This is a genomic window from Catenovulum sp. 2E275 (assembly GCF_025515275.1).
GTDB lineage: Bacteria > Pseudomonadota > Gammaproteobacteria > Enterobacterales > Alteromonadaceae > Catenovulum.
The window spans coordinates 1-1,159 of record NZ_JAOPFU010000108.1 but is presented as its reverse complement, the minus strand read 5'-3'; the positions used below and the strand labels follow the sequence as shown (position 1 = coordinate 1,159).

General features: G+C 43.5%; 1 protein-coding gene. It reads right to left on the bottom strand.

Annotated features, from left to right (window positions below):
• Position 1: 1 nt before the first annotated feature.
• On the bottom strand, positions 2–1,159 hold a 1,158-nt coding region (tuf, locus tag N7931_RS19250), incomplete at its 5' end, for an elongation factor Tu (protein WP_262795959.1).

Below are 1,159 nucleotides of genomic sequence, written 5' to 3'. Positions count from 1 at the left end.
ATTATGCAAAGATTTTAGCAACAACGCCAGCACCTACTGTACGGCCACCTTCGCGGATTGCGAAACGTAAACCTTCGTCCATCGCGATTGGTGAGATTAACTCTACTACCATCTTGATGTTGTCGCCTGGCATTACCATCTCTACACCTTCCGGTAATTCAACTGCACCTGTTACGTCAGTTGTACGGAAGTAGAATTGTGGACGGTAACCTTTGAAGAATGGAGTATGACGGCCACCTTCATCTTTTGATAATACGTATACTTCTGATTCAAACTTCGTATGCGGTGTGATTGAACCAGGCTTACATAATACTTGACCACGCTCTACGTCATCACGTTTTGTACCACGTAATAAGGCACCAATGTTCTCACCTGCACGACCTTCGTCAAGCAATTTACGGAACATTTCTACACCTGTACAAGTCGTTTTTTGTGTATCACGGATACCTACGATTTCAATTTCGTCACCTACGTTGATGATACCGCGCTCTACACGACCTGTTACTACTGTACCACGACCAGAGATTGAGAATACGTCTTCTACTGGCATTAAGAATGGCTTATCAATGTCACGCTCTGGCTCTGGAATGTATGAGTCTAACGCTTCACCTAATTCGATGATTTTCGCTTCCCATTCTGCATCGCCTTGTAACGCTTTTAATGCTGAACCGTGGATTAGTGGTAAGTCATCACCTGGGAAGTCGTATTCTGAAAGTAATTCACGTACTTCCATTTCTACTAATTCTAATAACTCTTCGTCATCTACCATGTCGCATTTGTTTAAGAATACGATGATATAAGGTACACCTACCTGACGTGATAATAAGATGTGCTCACGTGTTTGTGGCATTGGACCATCTGCTGCACTTACTACTAAGATTGCACCGTCCATCTGCGCCGCACCTGTAATCATGTTTTTAACATAATCCGCGTGTCCCGGGCAGTCTACGTGCGCGTAGTGACGTGTTGGGGTGTCATATTCTACGTGTGAAGTATTAATTGTAATACCACGTTCTCTTTCTTCTGGCGCATTATCGATTGAAGAGAAGTCTTTTGCTTCACCACCGTAAGTTTTTGCCAATACTGTAGAGATTGCTGCTGTTAAAGTTGTTTTACCGTGGTCAACGTGTCCAATTGTACCAACGTTAACGTGCGGTTT